Raw genomic sequence first — 604 nt, 5'->3', positions numbered from 1 at the left:
CCCGTCTTCGACGACCTCGATGATGCTCCCGCGGACGCGGTCGTAGTGCTCGTTGAAGATCTCGCGGTGGTCACCGTCGTTCTGCGCGTGGGTGTACAGCTCGTGGTACACCTTCATGCGCTCCCAGTGGGAGAACTCCTCGAACTCGGGCCCGAACAGGCACTGGTCGATCCGCGCGTCGAGCTCCGAGCGGGGGTCGTCGTCCGCGTCCACCTCGACGNNCAGCAGGTCGTACTTGCCGTCGAAGTGGTAGTGGATCACCTGCCGGGTGAGGTCCATCTCCTCGCCGATGTCGCGCATCCGGAGGTCCGTGTACCCGTGCTTGCTCAGCGCACGGAACGTGGCCTCCATGATCACCTCCTCGGTGTCCTTGGAGGAGACGGTCTCGCGGGAGTCGCTCATACGGCCCTCTCCGACGGTGAGACACATAAGCGATCCCACCGTCCGATTCGGTTTACCATACAGTAAATTTTTAACCTCATGGTCAAACGGTACAGTCGGACATGACACGAAAGATCATCCGAAACGGGACCGTCGTCTCTCTCGATCCCGACGTCGGCGAGCTGGCGGAGGCGGACGTGCTGATCGAGGACGGCGAGATCGT

Annotated in this window: 1 protein-coding gene; it reads right to left on the bottom strand. The window is 62.0% G+C overall.

Annotated elements, in window-relative coordinates; genetic code table 11:
• The coding region (locus tag DJ74_RS16160; protein ID WP_094527920.1) for a TetR/AcrR family transcriptional regulator at positions 1-402 on the bottom strand (402 nt) is incomplete at its 3' end.
• Positions 403-604 lie beyond the last annotated feature (202 nt).

Origin of the sequence: Halorubrum sp. Ea8, from assembly GCF_002252925.1 — an archaeon.
Taxonomy (GTDB): domain Archaea; phylum Halobacteriota; class Halobacteria; order Halobacteriales; family Haloferacaceae; genus Halorubrum.
Note: the sequence above shows the minus strand (reverse complement) of the source record. Positions and strands in the feature narration are given on the sequence as shown.